At 61.1% G+C, this 19545-nt stretch carries 17 protein-coding genes and 1 riboswitch; of the genes, 6 read left to right on the top strand and 11 right to left on the bottom strand.

The features are described from left to right. Nucleotides 1-3: 3 nt before the first annotated feature. Entirely contained in the window at nucleotides 4-705 is a 702-nt protein-coding gene (locus Q0864_RS08120) for a DUF599 domain-containing protein (protein ID WP_298567808.1), read from the bottom strand. Nucleotides 706-793: 88 nt separating this feature from the next. On the opposite strand from Q0864_RS08120, the gene Q0864_RS08115 reads away from it, so the two are divergent. The 5 genes from Q0864_RS08115 to Q0864_RS08095 all read left to right on the top strand — a co-directional run bounded on the left by Q0864_RS08115 (nucleotide 794) and on the right by Q0864_RS08095 (nucleotide 6115). Then, nucleotides 794-2227: an FAD-linked oxidase C-terminal domain-containing protein gene (locus Q0864_RS08115; RefSeq protein ID WP_298567805.1), complete on the top strand. Its 1434-nt coding sequence runs from the start codon at nucleotides 794-796 to the stop codon at nucleotides 2225-2227. Then, a complete protein-coding gene (gene glcE / locus Q0864_RS08110; protein ID WP_298567803.1) occupies nucleotides 2224-3348 on the top strand; it encodes a glycolate oxidase subunit GlcE in 1125 nt (374 codons plus the stop codon). The genes Q0864_RS08115 and glcE overlap by 4 nt, the downstream gene beginning before the upstream one ends. A 1-nt stretch (nucleotide 3349) precedes the next feature. Continuing rightward, on the top strand, nucleotides 3350-4630 hold the full coding sequence (glcF, locus tag Q0864_RS08105) for a glycolate oxidase subunit GlcF (protein ID WP_298567800.1): 1281 nt from the start codon (nucleotides 3350-3352) through the stop codon (nucleotides 4628-4630). Between the two features lie 89 nt (nucleotides 4631-4719). Next, nucleotides 4720-5544, top strand: coding sequence for a trypsin-like serine protease (locus tag Q0864_RS08100; protein WP_298567797.1), 825 nt, complete (start codon nucleotides 4720-4722; stop codon nucleotides 5542-5544). 118 nt (nucleotides 5545-5662) lie between these two features. Next, nucleotides 5663-6115 carry an Hsp20 family protein gene (locus Q0864_RS08095; protein ID WP_298567794.1) on the top strand — a complete coding sequence of 151 codons (453 nt, stop codon included), beginning with the start codon at nucleotides 5663-5665 and terminating at the stop codon, nucleotides 6113-6115. 64 nt (nucleotides 6116-6179) lie between these two features. On the opposite strand, the gene Q0864_RS08090 is transcribed toward Q0864_RS08095, so the two are convergent. From Q0864_RS08090 to Q0864_RS08070, 5 genes are all read right to left on the bottom strand, one after another. Next, nucleotides 6180-8381, bottom strand: coding sequence for a glycosyltransferase family 2 protein (locus tag Q0864_RS08090; RefSeq protein WP_298567791.1), 2202 nt, complete (start codon nucleotides 8379-8381; stop codon nucleotides 6180-6182). A gap of 117 nt (nucleotides 8382-8498) precedes the next feature. Then, nucleotides 8499-9383, bottom strand: coding sequence for a DMT family transporter (locus Q0864_RS08085; RefSeq protein ID WP_298567789.1), 885 nt, complete (start codon nucleotides 9381-9383; stop codon nucleotides 8499-8501). A gap of 73 nt (nucleotides 9384-9456) precedes the next feature. Then, nucleotides 9457-9597, bottom strand: a riboswitch (FMN riboswitch). A gap of 61 nt (nucleotides 9598-9658) precedes the next feature. Beyond that, on the bottom strand, nucleotides 9659-11623 hold the full coding sequence (locus tag Q0864_RS08080; protein ID WP_298567785.1) for a VWA domain-containing protein: 1965 nt from the start codon (nucleotides 11621-11623) through the stop codon (nucleotides 9659-9661). Next, nucleotides 11620-12159 carry an RNA polymerase sigma factor gene (locus Q0864_RS08075; protein WP_298567782.1) on the bottom strand — a complete coding sequence of 180 codons (540 nt, stop codon included), beginning with the start codon at nucleotides 12157-12159 and terminating at the stop codon, nucleotides 11620-11622. The genes Q0864_RS08080 and Q0864_RS08075 overlap by 4 nt, the downstream gene beginning before the upstream one ends. 107 nt (nucleotides 12160-12266) lie before the next feature. Continuing rightward, the gene (locus Q0864_RS08070) at nucleotides 12267-13745 is read right to left on the bottom strand and encodes an NAD-dependent succinate-semialdehyde dehydrogenase (RefSeq protein ID WP_298567779.1); all 1479 of its coding nucleotides are present in this window, start codon (nucleotides 13743-13745) and stop codon (nucleotides 12267-12269) included. 63 nt (nucleotides 13746-13808) lie between these two features. On the opposite strand from Q0864_RS08070, the gene Q0864_RS08065 reads away from it, so the two are divergent. Further along, on the top strand, nucleotides 13809-14591 hold the full coding sequence (locus Q0864_RS08065; protein WP_298567776.1) for an alpha/beta hydrolase: 783 nt from the start codon (nucleotides 13809-13811) through the stop codon (nucleotides 14589-14591). 3 nt (nucleotides 14592-14594) lie between these two features. Here Q0864_RS08065 and Q0864_RS08060 read toward each other — a convergent pair whose 3' ends face one another. The 5 genes from Q0864_RS08060 to Q0864_RS08040 are packed head-to-tail and all read right to left on the bottom strand — an operon-like array spanning nucleotide 14595 to nucleotide 19545. Then, nucleotides 14595-15152: a hypothetical protein gene (locus tag Q0864_RS08060; protein WP_248369752.1), complete on the bottom strand. Its 558-nt coding sequence runs from the start codon at nucleotides 15150-15152 to the stop codon at nucleotides 14595-14597. 10 nt (nucleotides 15153-15162) lie between these two features. Then, on the bottom strand, nucleotides 15163-16149 hold the full coding sequence (locus Q0864_RS08055) for a P1 family peptidase (protein WP_298567772.1): 987 nt from the start codon (nucleotides 16147-16149) through the stop codon (nucleotides 15163-15165). After that, nucleotides 16149-16889: an SDR family oxidoreductase gene (locus Q0864_RS08050; protein ID WP_298567769.1), complete on the bottom strand. Its 741-nt coding sequence runs from the start codon at nucleotides 16887-16889 to the stop codon at nucleotides 16149-16151. The genes Q0864_RS08055 and Q0864_RS08050 overlap by 1 nt, the downstream gene beginning before the upstream one ends. Before the next feature lie 55 nt (nucleotides 16890-16944). After that, a complete protein-coding gene (locus Q0864_RS08045) occupies nucleotides 16945-18102 on the bottom strand; it encodes a crosslink repair DNA glycosylase YcaQ family protein (protein ID WP_298567766.1) in 1158 nt (385 codons plus the stop codon). Between the two features lie 3 nt (nucleotides 18103-18105). Beyond that, complete coding sequence (locus Q0864_RS08040) at nucleotides 18106-19545, bottom strand: aldehyde dehydrogenase family protein (RefSeq protein ID WP_298567763.1); 1440 nt, start codon at nucleotides 19543-19545, stop codon at nucleotides 18106-18108.

The following is a 19545-nucleotide window of genomic DNA, read 5'->3' as shown; positions in this document are numbered from 1 at the left end:
GAACTACGCCTCATCCGGCTGCATCAAAACAGCGCGGGAATGGGACGCAAATTCGCGTCGCCACAAAACAATGACGGTCAGCAACGTCGCCGCGATCAAGGGGACGGGCCCAAGCAACCACGCCAGTGACCCCATCGCAAAATAGACCGAGCGCAAGCCGCGATTGAAACTGCGCGCGGCCGAGATGTTGATGTCGCCTGCCTTGCGGGCGCGGGGCAGGGCGGTCGGGTCGCTTGGATCAACGGACACCGAGGCCATGACCACGGCGCAATAGCCAAACAGGCGATGCGACCAGACGAAACTCAGAAACGCATTGGCCAGAAACAGAACGACCAGCAGGATCTTGACCTCCCACACCAGCTCTGGCGCGCTGGCAAGGGTCAGGTCGTGTGCGACCCCGCGCAACCGATCTGTATTGCCCAACAGCGCCATGCCGCCCCCGATCGCGATCATCGAAGCAGAGGCAAAGAAGCTGGCCCCTTGCCGCAAGGTGGACAGGATTGCGCTGTCAAAGATGCGTGGATCGCGGTCGACGAATTGCACCATCCAATCGCGCCGATATTGCGCCATAAGCCGCGAGACCGAGGGGCGATTGGGCGAGGCATGCTCAATCCGCCAGCCGATCAAGCTCCAGGCCAGGATGATCAGGCAGACAGCGGTGCCGTCCATCAACGAAAACAGTGAAAGGCGTTCGGTCAAAGACATGAGCGCACGCTATGCGCATTCCTTTCGGTTGCCAAATCGGAAAATTGGTAATATCTTTTTACCAATTGTCGAAAGTGGAGGGATTCCGATGCAGATGCCGACCCCAAACGCCGCGATCCTTGACCGCAAGGACCAGATTGTGAAGCGTCTGCAATCGGTGCTGTCAGACGGGGCGGTCGTGCATGACCCAATCCAGACCCGTGCTTACGAATGCGACGCACTGACAGCGTATAAATGCCCACCGCTTTGTGTTGTGCTGCCATCGTCGACCGCCGAGGTCTCGGCGGTCATGCGCATCTGCCACGAAGAAAGCGTGCCGGTCGTGCCGCGCGGGGCAGGCACATCGCTGGCCGGTGGCGCATTGCCCACGGCAGACAGCGTGATCCTTGGGGTCGCGCGGCTGAACGATGTGCTGGAAACCGACTATGCCAACCGGATCATCCGGGTGCAGTCAGGGCGTACCAACCTGTCCGTCACAGGTGCGGTCGAGGAAGAAGGGTTCTTTTACGCGCCCGACCCCTCGTCACAACTGGCCTGCGCCATTGCGGGCAACATCGCGATGAACTCGGGCGGCGCGCATTGCCTGAAATACGGCGTGACAACCAACAACCTGATGGGCGTGACGATGGTCATGGCCGATGGCGAGGTCGTGGAAATCGGCGGCGCGCATCTGGATGCGGGCGGGTTGGACCTGTTGGGACTGATCTGTGGGTCCGAGGGCCAATTGGGCATCGTGACAGAAGCCACTTTGCGCATCCTCGCCAAGCCAGAAGGCGCACGTCCGGTCTTGGTTGGCTTTGACAGCAACGAAGTCGCGGGCGCCTGTGTCTCTGACATCATCAAATCCGGCATCCTGCCCGTCGCGATCGAGTTTATGGACCGCCCCTGTATTCGTGCGACCGAGGCGTTTGCAGGTGCAGGATACCCCGATTGCGAGGCGTTGTTGATTATCGAGGTCGAAGGCTCGGACGCCGAGATCGACGACCAGTTGGCGCGCATCGTGAAGATCGCGCGAACGCACAACCCGGTGGAACTGCGTGAAAGCACCTCGGCTGAGGAAAGCGCGAAAATCTGGCTGGGGCGCAAGTCCGCGTTCGGCGCCATGGGGCAGATCAACGACTATATGTGTCTGGACGGCACAATTCCGGTGTCGGAACTGCCTTTGGTGCTGCGCCGCATCGGCGAGATGTCAAAGGACTACGGGCTGGACGTTGGCAACGTGTTTCACGCGGGCGACGGCAACATGCACCCACTGATCCTGTTTGATGCCAACAAACCCGGCGATCTTGAGAAATGCGAGGCGTTCGGGGCCGATATTCTGAAGCTCTGTGTCGAGGTCGGCGGATGCCTGACAGGCGAGCATGGGGTCGGAGTTGAAAAAAGGGACTTGATGGTTTCGCAATACAACCAAACGGATCTTGAGATCCAATTGGCCGTCAAAGATGTGTTTGACCCGGCATGGCTTTTGAACCCCGCCAAGGTGTTTCCCTTGGCCAGCACGGAAACAAGGCGCGCCTCATGACCCTGACCACTGAAGCAGACCTGGCCGAGGCGATTGTCGCGGCCAATGGCCCCTTGCGCATTCAAGGCGGTGGCACCCGCGATATCGGCGCGCCGGTTGATGGGGCGGAGCTTTCGACACGCGGCCTGACCGGCGTCACCCTTTACGAACCCGGCGCGCTGACGCTGGTGGCGCGCGCCGGAACGCCGCTGTCTGAAATTGAAACGCTGCTCGCCGCCGAAGGCCAGCGGCTTGCCTTTGAACCGGGCGACATGCGCGCTTTGCTGGGCACCAAGGGCGCGTCCACCATCGGCGGTGTGATCGCCACGAATGCCTCTGGCCCGCGGCGTATTCAGGTCGGGGCGGCCCGTGATTTCTGCCTTGGTGTGCGATTTGTCGACGGGCAGGGGCAGGTTTTGAAAAACGGTGGGCGCGTGATGAAGAACGTGACCGGCTATGACCTCGTGAAGCTGATGACCGGAAGCTGGGGCACGTTGGGCGTGTTGACCGAGGTCAGCCTGAAAGTGCTCGCCATTCCTGAAACCGAGGCAACGCTGGTCTGCGAGGGTCAATCGGCTGAAACTGCCGTGACCTCGATGGCGGCAGCCCTAGGGTCGCCGTTCGACGTGACCGGTGCTGCGCAGATGAACGGGCAGACGATGATCCGGCTTGAGGGCTTGGAACAATCGGTTGCCTATCGCGCCAAAGCCCTGCAAGACGGCGTGCTGAATGGCTTCGATGTGGTCGAGGGGGCGGCGTCCGCAGCCCTTTGGTCCGACCTGCGCGACGTCACACCCTTCGCTGGCAAAGACGGCGCGGTCTGGCGCATTTCGGTCAAACCCTCCGATGGCCCAGCGCTTGTCCGTGAACTGGGTGCGTTGTCACCCGACGCGATCTTTGACTGGGGCGGCGGGCTGGTCTGGCTGCGCGTCGCGGACGAAGGCGACGCAGGTGCCAAGATGATCCGCGACGATCTGAGCCATATCGGCGGTCATGCGACGCTGATCCGCGCCAGTGCCGCAACGCGCGCATCGGTGCCCGTGTTCCACCCGGAACACGCACCAATCGCGGCGCTCACCCAAGGCCTGCGTGCGAAGTTTGACCCGCGCGGCATTCTAAACCCCGGCCTGATGGGAGCCTGACATGCAAACGCATTTCACTGACGAACAGCTCAAGGACCCCGCGATCAAGCGCGCCAACGAAATCCTGCGCTCTTGTGTGCATTGCGGGTTCTGCACCGCGACCTGCCCCAGCTATCAGGTGCTGGGCGACGAGCTCGACAGCCCGCGCGGCCGCATCTACCTGATCAAGGATATGCTGGAGGCCGGACGCCCCGCCGACAAGAAAACGGTCGAGCATGTGGACAAGTGCTTGTCCTGTCTTGCCTGCATGTCGACCTGTCCGTCTGGTGTGCATTACATGCATCTGATCGACCACGCCCGCGCGCATATCGAAAAGACCTATAAACGTCCGCTGTTTGACCGGATGCTGCGCTGGACGCTGGCACAGATCATCCCCTATCCGGGCCGGTTCCGATTGGCGATGCAGGCTGCGCGCCTTGGTCGCCCGCTGCGAAAATTCATGCCCGACCCGCGTCTGGAAGCGATGCTGGAAATGGCACCGCCCAAGCTGCCCAAACCCAGCCCGAATGACAAACCGCAAACCTTTCCGGCCAAAGGCGAGCGCAAGAAGCGTGTGGCCTTGCTGACCGGTTGCGCACAGAAGGCGCTGGACACCGACATCAACGACGCGACCATCCGGCTGCTGACCCGGTTGGGGTGCGAGGTTGTTGTGGCCAAGGGCATGGGCTGCTGCGGCGCGCTGACCCATCACATGGGCAAGGAGCATGAAAGCCACGCCCAAGCCGGTGCCAATATCAACGCTTGGATGCACGAAAAGAACGACGCGGGGCTGGACGCGATCGTGATCAACACCTCGGGCTGTGGCACGACGGTGAAGGATTACGGGCACATGTTCCGCAATGATGCGCTGGCGGAACATGCCGCGACGGTGTCGGCGATGGCGATGGATGTCAGCGAGCTTCTGATGACGCTGGACCTGCCCGAGACACAAATGAACAAGCGTGTGGCCTATCATTCGGCCTGCAGCCTTCAACACGGCCAACAGGTCAAGACACACCCCAAAACCCTGCTGAAACGGGCGGGGTTCGAGGTGGTGGAACCGGTCGATGCTCACCTGTGTTGTGGCTCTGCCGGGACCTACAACCTGATGCAGCCCGCAATCTCGCAAGAACTGAAACGCCGCAAGGTCACCAATCTGGAGGCCAAAACACCCGAGATCATCGCGGCCGGCAATATCGGCTGCATGATGCAGATCGGGTCGGGCACAGGTATTCCCGTCGTCCACACCGTCGAGTTGCTCGATTGGGCAACCGGAGGGCCACAGCCGCGTAAATTGGCCTGACGGTTGCCATTTTTTCTTTCTCATGCCCATATTTTCGCCCTAAACATATGGTGAGAGGGTGGAGTAACCGCCCCGTCAGAGGCAGAGAAATGAGAAAAATAATCGCATTGATGGCGGTGGGTCTTTGGCTTGCCAGCCCGTTGGTCGCATCAGACCCGTCGCCGCTACGGTCGTTGATGACGGGCGATGACAGTCGTGGCTGGGAAGGTGTCGGCCGTTTGAATATCGGAGGCGCCCTGTGCACAGGCGCGATGATCGCGGACAATCTTGTCCTGACCGCCGCGCATTGCATGTTCGACAGGGACACTGGTCAACGCTATGGCCCGGAAGATGTCGAGTTTCTGGCTGGATGGCGCAACGGGCGGGCATCGGCCTATCGCGGCGCGCGGCGCGTGATCGTCCATCCCGATTTTACCTTCACTGCAGACGACAAGGCGGCGCGGGTGGTCAACGATCTGGCGTTGCTCGAACTGGATCAACCGATCCGGAAAAGCTCGGTCAAGCCGTTTGCCACCTTTACCCGCCCGCGCAAAGGCGCCGAGGTGGGCGTCGTTTCATATGCGCATGACCGCTCGGAAAGCCCGGCACTACAGGAAATGTGCAAAGTGCTGGCACGCCAAAGCGGCGCGTTGGTTCTAAGCTGCTCGGTCGATTTCGGGTCCTCTGGGGCGCCGGTGTTCGTTGTGCAGGACGGGCGCCCGCATATCGTGTCGGTCATTTCGGCCAAGGCGATGGTGCGTGACATTCCGGTGTCGCTGGGAACAAATCTTGAACGCCCACTGGCCGAGATGATGGAAATGCTGGCGGCAGGTGATGGCGTGTTTAGCCGCGTCCTGCCGGTGGCGCGCCCGTCGGTAAAAAGTCCGGGCATCGGTGCGGCCGGACCGGGTGGGGCAAAATTCCTGCGTCCATGACCCCTTGAAGGGGCAAAAATCCTCCATAAATTAGTGATGCGGGTGCCGCATGGGCGGGCCCGTTTCCCTGCCTGTCCCAATGGGAAGGCGTAACTCATGTCGCTTCTAGGAGGACACCATGCGTAACTTTGACCTTTCGCCCCTATACCGTGCCACTGTCGGGTTTGACCAGATCGCCGACTTGATGGATCGGGTGCTGACAAATGACGTGAGCCGCGAAAGCTATCCCCCTTACAACATTGAAAAAACCGATGAAGATGGCTGGCGCATCTCGATCGCTGTTGCAGGCTTTTCCGACGAAGACCTGACGGTCGAAGTCCGCGAAAACGCCCTGATTGTCGCTGCGAAAAAGGCGAACGAGGAAGAGCGGACCTATCTGCATCGCGGGATCGCAACGCGCGCGTTCGAACGCCGCTTCCATCTTGCCGATCATGTGCGTGTAACCAATGCAAGCCATGAACACGGAATGCTGCATATCGACCTTGTGCGCGAAGTGCCCGAAGCGCTAAAACCGCGCCGGATCGAGATTGCCTCATCCAAGGATCTGGACGGCAAAATGATCGAGGCGTAACCCAACCGCCTTCGACACCACGACGGGCGCAGCAATCTGCGCCCGTTTTTTCACCTGCCCCGGATCAGATATTCAAGTTCGGCAACACCCGTCGCAAGATACCCTTGGCGATGCGCTGTGCAGTCCATTTCTGCGGCGCCTGACCGTCATCGGTCGGCAGGGCTGCGGCCCAGGTTGCGCTTTGCATCATCGCTTGGATGTAGCGTTCAGGAATATCTATCGCGCCCGAGGCCGGTGCGTTCGCGATGTCAGCCTTCCAATCAGGTGCGGCGTGGGTATAGCCACGATCCGCGGCGAATTCAGCGCTTTCGGCCATAAACGTATTCACGATCTTTTGCCGGGCGTCAGGCGTCAGCAGGATGTCATGCTGGTCAGTCGGCGTGACCATTCCAGAGAAGGCCTGAAGTGTCGCTTGCCGCGTCGCCAGATTTGGCTGCAGCAGCGTGACAAGGCGGGCGATCTCGACTTGGGCGTTGCAGGGCGACGGATAACGCCCATGGTCGTGCTGAACCAGCGACGCGGCCAAGCCAGCGTCGCATCCACACAGGGCCAAAACCTGTTCAACCAGCGGTTTTTGGGTCAATTCGTCGAAATTTCCCAACCGCACCTTGTGTCCGGTCCGTGCCTCGAAATCGCCAAACAGATGAGGCAGCGACAAAATGCGTTCGTTGTTCAGCGCAAATTCGTCGATGGATTGATAAGAAGCCATCGCGCCATTGCCGGCGATCTCGCGGAAATACCGGTCGATCCAGATATCCGGCCTGCGGACCATCGCGAACACATGCGCGTTGCCGGGCGATAGCTTGATCATCGCAAGCAGTCGGTCGAATGTCGCGGTCCGATGGTCCTCATCGCTCAGCGGTGCGCTCAGGTTTTCGGCCGAGATTAATACCTTTTTGCAGCCTGACGCCCTGATCTCGGCACGCAGACGGTCAAACATCTCCGGGTCGTTATTGACCGCCCATAGCAAGGCCTGATGCCCCGGCAGCCCACCCGGGCGCACCGGATAGACCCCATCGGGAAAACCCAACCCGGTCGTCGGGAAAAGAAGTCCGTTCTTGGCGAGCTGTTCACGGTTATCGCGCAGCATGTTTTGGATAAAGGTGCTGCCGGTCTTGTGCAGACCAACGTGAAAATGGAACTCAACCCCTTCCATATAAGGGTCTGTGCGGCCCGTCTCGATTGCCGGTGCAGGTGGCTTGGCGGGGAGATTGTTGAACGCATCATAGATGCGCCGCAAGGTCACGTTGTCGCCTTTGACCGCGCTTTCGATCGACAACAGGAAATCCGCCGTGGACATCCGGTTTGGGCCCGTGCGTCGGGCATGCCGCATATCTGCTTTAAGGCAGTCACCAAGCTCTTCCTTTGTGAAGTCATATTTGCTCAGAATGCGCAGCAATGCGTCATGCACCTTTGCATCGGGACCAGCGATATTGCCGAACGCATGTTCGAACGGGCTGGAGGTCGATTGCGTCAGGGTATGCAACCATATCCGCACGAATTCGCGCACGCCGAAGCCTCGCAAGTCTTCAACGGAAAGCCAATGGTCGATACATTTTTCAAAGGCTTTCAGCTTCAGCAATGAATCCGCCACGCTGTTGGGCGACGTGGTGATCGAGCTTTCGCGCCTGCGCCATACACGCACCGGTTTTGCCATTTTGACCAAGGATTGCGCGTGACTGATGGCATTCACAACGAAAAGGCGATCTTCGAATATTCGCTGCTCGACGTCAAAACGCAGGTCGGCACGGGTCAGAAACTCGCGTTTGTAAAGCGATGACCAGCTTGAAAAGATGCCAAAACCTGCCTCTGGCACCTGACGGCCGACGGCAAAAACAGCCGTAGCATTGTTCTGTGCGTCCGCGACGCAGACCTGTGCCTGGGCCGCGTTGGAGCCATTGCGCACCGCCAGACCATGGATCATGTCTGCGCTTGTTTTTTCGGCAGTATCGAACTGCGCTTTCAAGCCAAGCGGAAGATAGTAGTCGTCGCTGTCCAGAAACCCGACCCACTTGCCCTCAGCATGTTCGATCCCGGTGTTTCGCGCTTGGGACAGGCCTGCATTTGCTGCGTGGTGCACCACTTTCACCTGCGTGGGAAAGTTCTGCTTTTCAAAGAATGTCTGGTCAAATTGTTCCGGGTTGTCATTGACGATGATGACCTCAAGATCGTCGATGCGCTGGCTCAACACCGACGCCACGCTAAGGTCAAGAAACGCGACTTCGTTATAGAACGGCATGACGATGGTCAGGGATGGCTTGGTCATGTTCTGCCTTCTTTCGCACAATCATCAATGGCGAGCTTCCCCCGCTCATACTGAGTGGCGCTTTCCAAGGTCAACCCGTTTTCTGGCAGCGCCTGCGCCTGAAGGCGCAGGACCAGACTACACCACCACCGTGGTTCGACGCTCCTGTTCCAGAAGGTAAAAGCTGGCGGCCAGAATGATCGCTGTGCCCAACCACATGGATCCGGTCGGTAGGAAGCCGAACACTACAAAGCCAAGCAACACGTTGAACACCAGTTTCAGGTGGTCGAACGGTTGCAGGAAGGCCGCGTCGGCCAGCGAATAGGCGCGCACCAACACATGTTGCGCCAAGGCAGTCAGCAGTCCCGCGCCGACCACCAACCAGATCGCGCCAGTCGGCAGGGTGAAACCTGTGCCAAGGGCCAAAGCAGCGTTGATCGGGCTGAGCAGCACCAGCAGATAGATGGTCACGGTTTCCGGCCCATCCGCACGGGTCAGAAACTTCGTGACGACCGAGCTTGCGGCCCACAAAGCCGCCGCGCCAACCGGCAGAAGGGCGACAAGCTCGAACCTGTCGGACCAGGGTTCAAGGATCACTGCGCCACCGATAATGCCAAGGATCACGGCCCCCCAGCGATGGATGGATACGGTCTCGCGCAGGACCAGCCCCGCGCCAAGGGTCACGAAAAACGGTGACAGCAGGATCAGCGCGATGGCCTGCCAGATTGGCACATGCGCCAGCCCCAGCGTCCAAAGCTGCACGCCCCCGGCGGCCAGTGCCACGCGCAGGATATGCAGCCAGACCTGCCCGGTTTTCATCGCCGCCGCGCGGTGACGAAACACCCACGGCAGATAAAAGCCCAATGCGATCAGATATTGCCAGAAGGTGACCGAGGGCGCAGACGCCCCCATTTTCATCGTTGCCCCTTGCAGGGCCGTGTTCACGACGGCGAAACTCGCGCCTGCCAGAACCATAAGACCCGCCGCCTTGACGGGCGTGGTCAGTGTCAGTTGATGAGCCATTGCGCAGTGTCCTTTCTTCCTTACGCGTTGACCCAAGGCAGAAGGACAAGGCGCGCGTTATACGCGCACCTCAGACCATCCTCTTCCATCCGGACTTTAACCGTCGGCCCCGGAATTTCACCGGATCTGCTGACCCAAGCGTTTCGTTAGAAACGCAAGGCGCTCGTGGGCTTTGACCACCGGTGGGGAGTTTCACCCCGCCCTGAGAATGTCGCCACCCCGGCAGGGGCAGCGACACGGAAGATAGGAGCGGGATGGTGTGTGGTCAAGCGCAGTTACTTCGACAAACTTTCCGCCAGACGCATCAGCGTGACAGCCTCGGCGCGGTAGCCGTAAGGGTCGTCGCCCTTGGCCCCATTGGCCAACGCGATGGCGTCACCATAGCTCCAGTCGCCAAGATATTTGTCCTCGCGCAGCAACTGGCCGAAGCCTGCGATGGCGGCGGCGAAGTGCTGTTCGGTGCCCGCATCGCCCGCGTCGGACATGATCGGCGTCTCGATCAACGTGCTGACATCCTCGCCGGGGCGTTTGTAGCGCAGTTTGAGAAACCCAAGCTCGTCCGACCCATCCGCGTCAGGGCTTGGGGCATAGCGCAGCGCGTCGGTCAAAACGGCGTCCGAGCCCACCGGCGTCACCTCATAGATCGCTGTGACCTGATGACCCGCGCCAATCTCGCCCGCGTCCACCTTGTCGTTGTTGAAATCCTCGCGCGCCAAGGCGCGGGTTTCATAGCCGATCAGACGGTATTCCGCGACCTGGGTGGGGTTGAACTCGACTTGTATTTTTACGTCATCGGCAAGGGGGTAAAGCGCGCCGGATAGCTGATCGACCAGCACTTTTCGCGCTTCTCCCAGCGTGTCAATGTATGCGGCCTGCCCATTTCCGTTCTGCGCAAGTGCCTGCATCGTCACGTCATCCAGATTGCCGCGCCCGAAGCCGAGAATGGACAGATAAGTGCCGGTGTCGCGTTTCTTGGCGATGAAATCTTTCAAAGCGTCAGGGTCATGAATGCCCACGTTGAAATCACCGTCCGTGGCCAGCAGCACCCGGCCAATTTCGCCGTCAGCGGCCATGCGGTCCGCAACCTGATAGGCCAGTTCGATTCCTTGCGCACCTGCCGTCGATCCACCGGCGTCCAGCCGGTCCAACGCGCCCAGAATGGTGGCGCGATCCGCGGCTTTGGTGGGTTCCAGAACTTCGCCCGCGCTGCCTGCATAGGCGACGATGGCGACCTCATCTTCGGGTCGCAGCTCGGACAGCATCAACCGCAGGCTTTGCTTCAGAAGCGGCAGCTTGTCTGGGTCAGACATCGACCCGGATGTGTCGATAAGGAACACAAGGTTAAGCGGCGGGCGGTCGGTGATCATCTCGCCCTGAATACCGATTTGCACTAGCTGAGTGCCCGCGTTCCAAGGCGTTTGCATCGTCGTAACGGTCGGGGCGAACGGATGCGGCCCTTCGGGCGCGGGGTATGCGTAGGGGAAATAGTTCACCATCTCCTCAATCCGCACCGCGTCCGGGTTGGGCAGATAGCCGGATTTCAGGTCACGCCGCACCACCGCATAGCTTGCCGTGTCCACGTCGATCGAGAAGGTCGAGACAGGGTCTTCGGAGGCGATCTTAAGGGGAGAAGGGGCAACGTTGGCGTATTCTTCGCCGCCTGCTTCCCGTGGCATGGGCAGGATGCCCGGCATTTCGTCATAGGTGATGTAACCGTCGCTGTCCGCAAAAGACGATCCGTCCGCCTCTATCAACGGTTCGGCAACAACGGAAGGGGCGGCCTGACCGGTTTGCGCACGCAACTCAGCCGTGGTGTCAGACCGAGACCGCGCGGGTTGCTGTGCGACTTTTCCCAACGGCTTGGGGGCGGGCGGCGCGTTTACCTTTTCGCGTTCAGCCAGCACCTCTTCGACTGTGGGTGTCGGGGTCATTGTCACCCTCGGCAGTTCCACCTGATCCACATTCGGCATCACCACCAGCACGGCAAAGCTCACCGCCACCAGCGCGGTCGTCGCTGCCAACCCGCCGCGTGTGTTCAAAGCATTCAGCATTTTCGATACTCCTTTTCCAAGCGCCCCGAATTTCGGAGCGTCAGAAGTAGGACGCGCGCCGTCACGCGATCCTTGGAGGTCATCGAAATTTTTCATCGCAAGCGCCAGATCGGCCTCTTTCTTCGAGGCGTCCGGGGCAGGTGGGGCCGCGTGCAGGGCGGCCTTCAGATCGTCAAGATCGTCGGTCATATCGCGTCCTCCTCAGCCCGCATGGCACGCAGGCGTTTCTTTACTTCGGACATACGCCAGGCGACTGTGCCTTCGGACAGGCCCAGAATGTCGCCGGCTTGTGCCTGTGTCAGTTCCTCGCCCAGCACCAGCGCCACGGTGTCGCGCAATTCGTCGGGCAGGGCGGTCATGGCCTGGGTCAGCCAATCTTGCGCCTCGGCCTCTTCACGGATCGCCTCGCGCCGGTTCACTTCCCAATCGCCCCAGCCATCCGCAGCCTTTGCGTGGGTTGCGGCACGGCGTCGGCGGTCATGGGCGGCGTTAACGGCGACGCGGTAGAGCCATGTTGTAAACCGCGCCTCCGCCCGGAAACCTTGCAGCTTGGCAGGCAGGGCGGCGCAGATATCTTGCGTCAGATCCTCGGCCTCCGCCCGGTTTCCCGTCATCCGAAACGTAAACGCGAACAGCCGGTCATAATGGCGTGACAGCAAGGCCGCGAAGGCGGCCCTGTCCCCTGTCGCCGCCGCCGCGGCCAGTTCCTCGTCCTGATCGGTCATCATCTTCACATAGAGTAAGACGCGGGTGAAACGTCAATCCTTGGCGTGAAAATGAAAAAAGGCGGTAGGTTGCCCCACCGCCTTCAATTCATTCGGTTTTCACGCGTTTACACCGACATGCAGATGTATTTCATCTCAAGGAAATCCTCGATCCCGTGGCGCGAGCCCTCGCGGCCAAGGCCCGATTGTTTCACGCCGCCAAACGGTGCGGTCTCGGTCGAGATGATGCCGGTGTTCACGCCGACGATGCCGTATTCCAGCGCCTCGGCCACCTTGTAAACGCGGCTGAGGTTGTTGGCATAGAAATACGACGCCAGCCCGAAGATCGTGTCATTGGCCTGTGCGATCACGTCATCTTCGTCCTTGAACTTGAACAGCGGCGCCATCGGGCCGAAAGTTTCGTCCGTGGCGACCTCCATATCACGCGTGGCGTTCTTGATGATCGTGGGTTCGAAAAACAACCCGCCTTTCTCGTGCTCCTTGCCGCCCAAAATGATCTCGCCGCCTTTCGACGTCGCGTCGGCCACGTGTTCGCGCACTTTTTGAACCGCGTCTTGCGAGATCAACGGGCCAAGGGCGATGCCTTCGTTCAGGCCGTCACCGACGGGCAGGGCGGACACGGCCTTGGCGAAGCGTTTGGCGAAATCGTCATAGACGCCTTCCTGCACATAAATCCGGTTGGCGCAGACGCAGGTCTGGCCGTTGTTGCGGAATTTGCAGGCGATGGCGCCCTCGACAGCAGCATCCAGATCGGCGTCGTCAAACACAATGAAGGGTGCGTTGCCGCCCAGCTCCATCGAGCATTTCAGCACCTGATCGGCAGCCTGACGCAGCAGGATGCGGCCAACATTGGTCGAGCCTGTGAAGGTCAGCTTGCGCACCAAGGGGTTCTCGCAGAATTCCTTGCCGATGTCCGAACTGCGCGAGCTTGGCACGATGTTGAAGACACCCGCCGGGATGCCCGCTCGGTCGGCCAGAACGGCCAGAGCCGTTGCCGACAATGGCGTTTCAGCCGCCGGACGACCCACGAAACCACAGCCAGCGGCCACAGCCGGGCCGCATTTGCGGGTGATCATCGCGTTGGGGAAGTTCCATGGCGTGATCGAGGCGACGACCCCGATCGGCTGACGGATCACCATCAGACGTTTGTCAGGTTGGTGGCCGGGGATGGTTTCGCCATAGATGCGCTTGGCCTCTTCGCCAAACCATTCGATGAAGCTGGCACCATAGGCGATTTCACCCGTGGCTTCCGCCAGCGGTTTGCCCATCTCGGCGGTCAGGATCGTGGCAAGGTCGCCCTGATTTTCCATCATCAGGTTGAACCATTTGCGCATGATGTTGGCGCGGTCTTTCGCCGTGCGCTTGGCCCATTCGCGGCCCGCCTTGTCGGCGCAATCAATGGCGCGCGCAACTTCGGCGCGGGACAGATCGGCCACTTTGGCAATCACGTCGCCGCGTGCGGGGTTCTTGACATCGAAGGTTGCGCCGTCATCGGCGTCGATCCATTCGCCGTTCACATAGGCGCGGGTTTCGACCAAGGACGGGTCTTTCAGCAAGCTTTTCAGCTCGGTTGCGTTGGCGGCCATTTTACTCTCCCATAGCTCATGTGTCGTTCGGGACTGGCCCGACCAAATCACAGGATATCTGTCATGAATCTCGACATAGCCTATGCGAACGCGGATTTCATCCCGAATGGGAAGGATTTTCCGACCAAATGGCAGAAAATGGCGGCCGACTTTCGGCGCACGCACAAGAATCTTCGGCTGGACGTGGCATATGGCGAAGAAGATGCGAAACGGTTCGATCTGGTTTTGCCGGAGACACCGCCCAAGGGGCTGGTTGTATTCGTTCACGGCGGTTATTGGATGGCGTTCGGTCGCCGCGACTGGACGCATTTGGCTGCGGGTGCGGTGGCGCGGGGGTATGCGGTGGCGCTTCCGTCTTATCCGCTGGCCCCTGAGGCGCGGATTGGCGAGATCACAAAGGCCGTCGCGTCGGCCATCGATGCCGCTGCTTCAGTGGTTGCAGGCCCAATCTATCTGTTAGGCCATTCCGCGGGCGGGCACCTAGTGGCGCGGATGAATTGCCTTGATGTGGACTTGGCGTGTCGCGACCGGATCGCGCGGATCATGCCGATCTCTCCGCTGAGTGATCTTCACCCGCTGATGCAGACCACGATGAACGAAACGCTTCACATTGACGAGGCGGAAGCGCAGGCGGAAAGCCCGGCCCTGAACGAAGGTCGCGCCGGCATTCCGACCACGGTCTGGGTGGGGGCAGACGAACGGCCCGCCTTTCTGGATCAAGCCCGCGATTTGGCGTTGGCGTGGCCAGAGGCCGATCTGGTCATCGCCCCTGACCGGCACCATTTCGACGTGATCGAACCGCTCAGCGACCCGGACAGCGACATGAACGCCGCGCTTTTGTGTTAAGCTCTAGCGGCCGAAATCTTCCAGCGCGCGGTGGTCGATGGTTTCAAGCACGGGGATCATCACGTCGGTGTCTGTGCCCTCGGCCTGGATCAGAATGCGCCCGTCGACGATGCCCGACAGCTCTCCGTCTTGGTTGAGGTATTTCATCCGCCCAACCCGTTCGAGCTTCACGCCCATCAGCCCGGCATTCGCCAGCATCCCTGACAGCGCGGTCACCATCGGGTTGTTTGCCATAATGGTGATCGAGAACTCCTCGGACCCATCCGAATAGGTCGCCTCGGCTCCGGCGCCACCGCCCAGCATGGCAAGGCCCGCGTTCATCTCGGTCGACACTTCGCGGGTCCAGCCGTCGGGTGCCTCGGGCAGGAACTTGGCAAGGTCTGCGGTTTTCATCGCCTGAAGCAATTGCTTTGCGTATTCAAGTTCTTCCAGCGTGTAGGTGATGTCGCCTTCTTCATAGGCTTTCAGGGCGCTTTGCAGCGTGTCGGTCACCTCGTCGGCAAGGGCGAGATTTGGGGCCAGCAATGTGGCCAGAGCAACGGCTTTGAACAAACGTTTCATAAGGTCCTCCTCAAGAAAATTTCTCGGTCCATGTGGGCAATGTGTCGTGTTTGGCGGGCGTTGCCGCGTAAACACCGCGGGCGATGGCACGGGCCAGACATGTGGCGGCGGCATGGCCCAGGCGCAGCGCATCAAAGCCTGCGTCGGGCAGGGCGCGTGCACCGGTGGCAGCGGCAAAGATCAGGTCTCCGTCAAAGGGCGTGTGGCTGGGATGGATCGCGCGCGCCATTCCGTCATGGGCGGCTGTGGCCAGCCGGGTGGCCTGCGCTTGAGTCAGGTCCGCATCGGTTGCGATGATTGCGATGGTGGTGTTTTCGCCCATGTGCGCCTCGGGGTGAGGTTCAATGGTTGGGTCATGCGTGCCTATACCGCGTGCGCCGAATTCACCGTTCATCTCCCACGGGGCCGCCCAGAAGGCAGGGCCGTCGCCCATTGTCACCGCGCCCAAAGCGTTTACGGCCACCAACGCGCCCACCGTTATGCCGCAGTCCAAAACCAGTGAGGCCGAGCCAAGCCCACCTTTTAGCCCGTCAACCGTCGCCCCGGTGCCCGCGCCGGTCGTGCCAAGCGCGAAGTTTGTGCTGGCAGCGTCTAGTGCTGCGCGCCCCAAAGCCTTGTAGGGGTTCTCCGCCCAGCCCTTATCGCCGCCGTTCAGAAGATCAAACAGGATTGCGCCCGGCACGATTGGCACCCGCTGGTCGCCCACCTGAAACCCGCGCCCCAGCGCGCGCAGCCCGTCCGCCACACCCGACGCTGCATCCAGCCCGAAGGCCGAACCGCCTGACAGAACCAGCGCATCGACCTGTTGCACCAGCTTGTCGGGCGCCAGCAGGGCGGTTTCCCGCGTGCCCGGCGCACCGCCCATGATATGAACGCCTGCCGTAAAGGGCGCATCGCCCACCAGCACGGTCGCGCCGGTTTTGATCACCTCGTCCTCGGCATTGCCGACCAGCAGGCCAGCGACATCAGTGATCAGGTTTCGGGGGCCGGGTTTCATCAGATGCACCGCCCGCCATCGACTTCCATCGCCACACCCGTGACCATCGACGCCTCATTCGAGCATAGGAAGCACGCCGCGTTGCCCATGTCCTCGGGGGTCGAGAACCGGCCCAGCGGGATGGTGGACAGGAATTTCGCGCGCATCTCGGGCGTGTCCTCGCCCATGAAGCTGGACAGAAGCGGCGTCTCGCCCGCCACGGGGCAAATCGCGTTGACGCGGATGCCATGCGGGGCCAGTTCGACCGCCATCGCCTTGGTCGCGGTGATCATCCAGCCTTTCGAGGCGTTATACCAATTCAGGTTCGGGCGCGGGCTGAGGCCAGCGGTCGAGGCGACATTCAAGATCGCGCCGGTGCCCGCCGCCTTCATCGACGGCACGAAATAACGGGCCATCAGGTAAACCGATTTGGCGTTGACGGCGAAGACGCGGTCGAACTCGCCCTCGTCAACCTCTTCCATCGGTTTGGGCAAATGGGTGATGCCCGCATTGTTCACGATAATGTCCACATGGCCCCAAAGCTCGTGTGCCGCACGCGCCATTTGGGCCACGCTGTCACCGCTGGAGACATCGACGTGATGGGCGACACCTTCCACCTCGGCAGCCACCGTGCGGGCCAGATCGTCGTTCAGGTCGGCGACCATCACGCGCGCACCCTCGGCTGCGAATTTGCCAACAATACCAGCGCCGAAGCCCGACGCCCCGCCGGTCACAATGGCCGTTTTCCCCTGAAGTCGCATCCGATCCCCCTTGGTTGATGAGTCAAGCTTGCGCCGATTTGGACGACGGTGCAAGTCAACCCGGCGTGGTATGCCACACCACCTGCTTCAGTCCTGCAAAGCGTGCAAATCTCTGAAGCTCGGCCTCAAGCTTTGCGTGACGAGCCACTGGCCATTGCACCCTTGGCTCAGGCCAGAACCCGACGATGCTCAACACCCCTGCCTTGCGGTCTGCCTTCAATTCAATCCGCCCGACGAAGCGGTCGCCTTCCAGCAGAGGATAGACGTAATACCCCCAGCGCCGCTTGGGCTTGGGGACGAACATTTCGTTGCGGTAATCGAAGCCGAACAGACGCTCCAACCGGGCGCGGTCGCGGATGGCCGGGTCGAACGGGTTCAGGATGCGCAGCCGCGTGGTGGGCGCGGGCAGGGTGGCGAGCCGCGTTTCGATGTCAGGATGGGCAAGTGCAGTGAGTTTGCCGCGATCGGCAGTTTCAATTTCGACCGGCACCAGTTCGGCGGCGTCACACCAGCTTTTCGCCTCACGTGCGCTCATCGCGTCCCAGAACCGACCCACCTCGCCGCTCGTGCCGAAGCTCAGCCGGTCCATCGCGGCAGAGCATAGCCAGTCGACGGCGTGAGCATCCTCGGCGGGCTCATGCGTGGGGAAAACCCGCGTGCCCAGATCATAGAACTTCACGAAATTCTTGCGGTGGCAGGTGGCAAGCTCTCCCGAATACCACATCTGATCCAGTGCTTTCTTGTGCGGCGGGCGCGCCCACATCTCTCGCTTTTCGACCTTGGTGTCGAAGGCGTGGGTGGACAATGCGCCCTCGGCTTCTATACGCTTGCGTATGTCGGCAATCTGCGCCTTGGCCAGCCCTGACTGATACCATTCATACCGCCCGACCTGCGCGCCCAGCCTGTCAAACTGCCGCCGCCAATAGGGCAGCACACGCCTGTCGATCAGGCTGGCGTCATGGGTGAAATGCTCGAAAACGTCGCGCTTGGCCAGCCGGTCCCAGATCATTCCTTCGCGGACGTTTTGATTGCGGCTCCACAGGATATGGTTGTGCGCGCGGGTCACGTTGCGGATCGTGTCGATCTGCACGAACCCCAAACGCCAAATGATCGCGTCAAGATCCAGCGCCCCGGTCGGCGTGTCGGACAGCGCGTTGGTCCACAGCCACAGGTGCCGCGCCTGCTTGTTCGAGAGTTTCAGCCGCGCGCCCATGTGTCACCCGTGCTTCGCGGCGATGGTTTTGAGTTGCGAGAAGCCGTAAAGCGCCTCGAACCCTTTTTCGCGCCCGTGCCCGGATTTTCCGACCCCGCCGAAGGGCAGTTCGACGCCACCGCCCGCGCCGTAATTGTTGATAAAAACCTGCCCCGCGCGCAGTCGTTTCGCCAGCCGCATCTGGCGCGCACCGTCAGCGGTCCAGATGCTGGCCACCAGCCCATAATCGGTGGAGTTCGCGATCTGCACGGCTTCTTCTTCGGTGTCGAACGGGATGATGACCTGCACCGGGCCGAACACCTCGTCGCGCGCCAGCGGGTGGTCTGGCGGCACATCGGCAAAAAGGGTTGGGGCCACGTAATGCCCACCTTCCGGCGCGTCTGTGATTTGCCCGCGTCCGGCCACGCGCAGGTCGCGGCCCTTCGCAAGAAACCCCTCGACGATTTCTTTCTGACGTGCCGAGATCAGGGGACCGACATTCAGATCGGCAGTCGCAGGCCCCACTTGCAAGGCGTCATAGGCCGCACCCATTCGCGCCACCACGTCATCATAGACGGCGCGCTGCACCAGCACCCGTGAACTGGCCGAGCAGGTCTGGCCCGCGTTCTGGATGCACGCGCCTACAAGAAACGGCAGGGCGGCATCAAGGTCGGCATCGTCGAACACGAGTTGAGGCGACTTGCCCCCAAGCTCCAGCGTCACGGGCACCACGTTTTGTGCGGCGGCGGCTTGCACCAAACCGCCCACGGGCACTGAGCCGGTGAAGCTGATATGCTGAACACCGGGATGGGCGGACAGGGCCGCACCCGCTTCCTCGCCCAACCCTGTGACGACGTTCAGCGCACCCTTGGGCAACCCTGCCTGTTCGGCCAGTCGCGCGAAGGCGAGCGCGGTCAGGCAGGCTTCCTCGGCGGGTTTCAACACGCAGGCGTTGCCCATCGCAAGCGCCGCCCCGACGGACCGTCCGATGATCTGCATCGGGTAGTTCCACGGCACGATATGGCCTGTGACGCCATGTGGTTCGCGCAGGGTATAGACGGTGTAGCCGTCCAGATAGGGGATGGTGTCGCCCATCACCTTGTCGGCGGCACCCCCATAGAATTCCATGTATCGCGCCAGAGCCACGGCGTCGTTCTTCGCTTGGGTCAGGGGCTTGCCCACATCGCGCGCCTCAAGCGCGGTCAACTCCTCCACGCGCGTTTCCACGAGCCGCCCGATCCGGGTCAGGATGCGCCCGCGTTCGGTTGCCGTCGTCCGGCCCCAATCGCCTTCCAACGCGGATTGCGCGGCGGTCACGGCGGCGTCGATTTCATTGGCAGCGCCGCGCCCGATTTGCGTGAAAACCTCGCCGGTCGAGGGGTCTTCGACGGGCAGGGTACGCTTGGTCTTGCGCCACGAACCGCCGATCAGGATCTCGGTCGGATCGAACCAAAGTTCTTTCAT

The organism is uncultured Aliiroseovarius sp. (assembly GCF_947497285.1).
Lineage (GTDB): Bacteria > Pseudomonadota > Alphaproteobacteria > Rhodobacterales > Rhodobacteraceae > Aliiroseovarius.
Note: the sequence above shows the minus strand (reverse complement) of the source record. Positions and strands in the feature narration are given on the sequence as shown.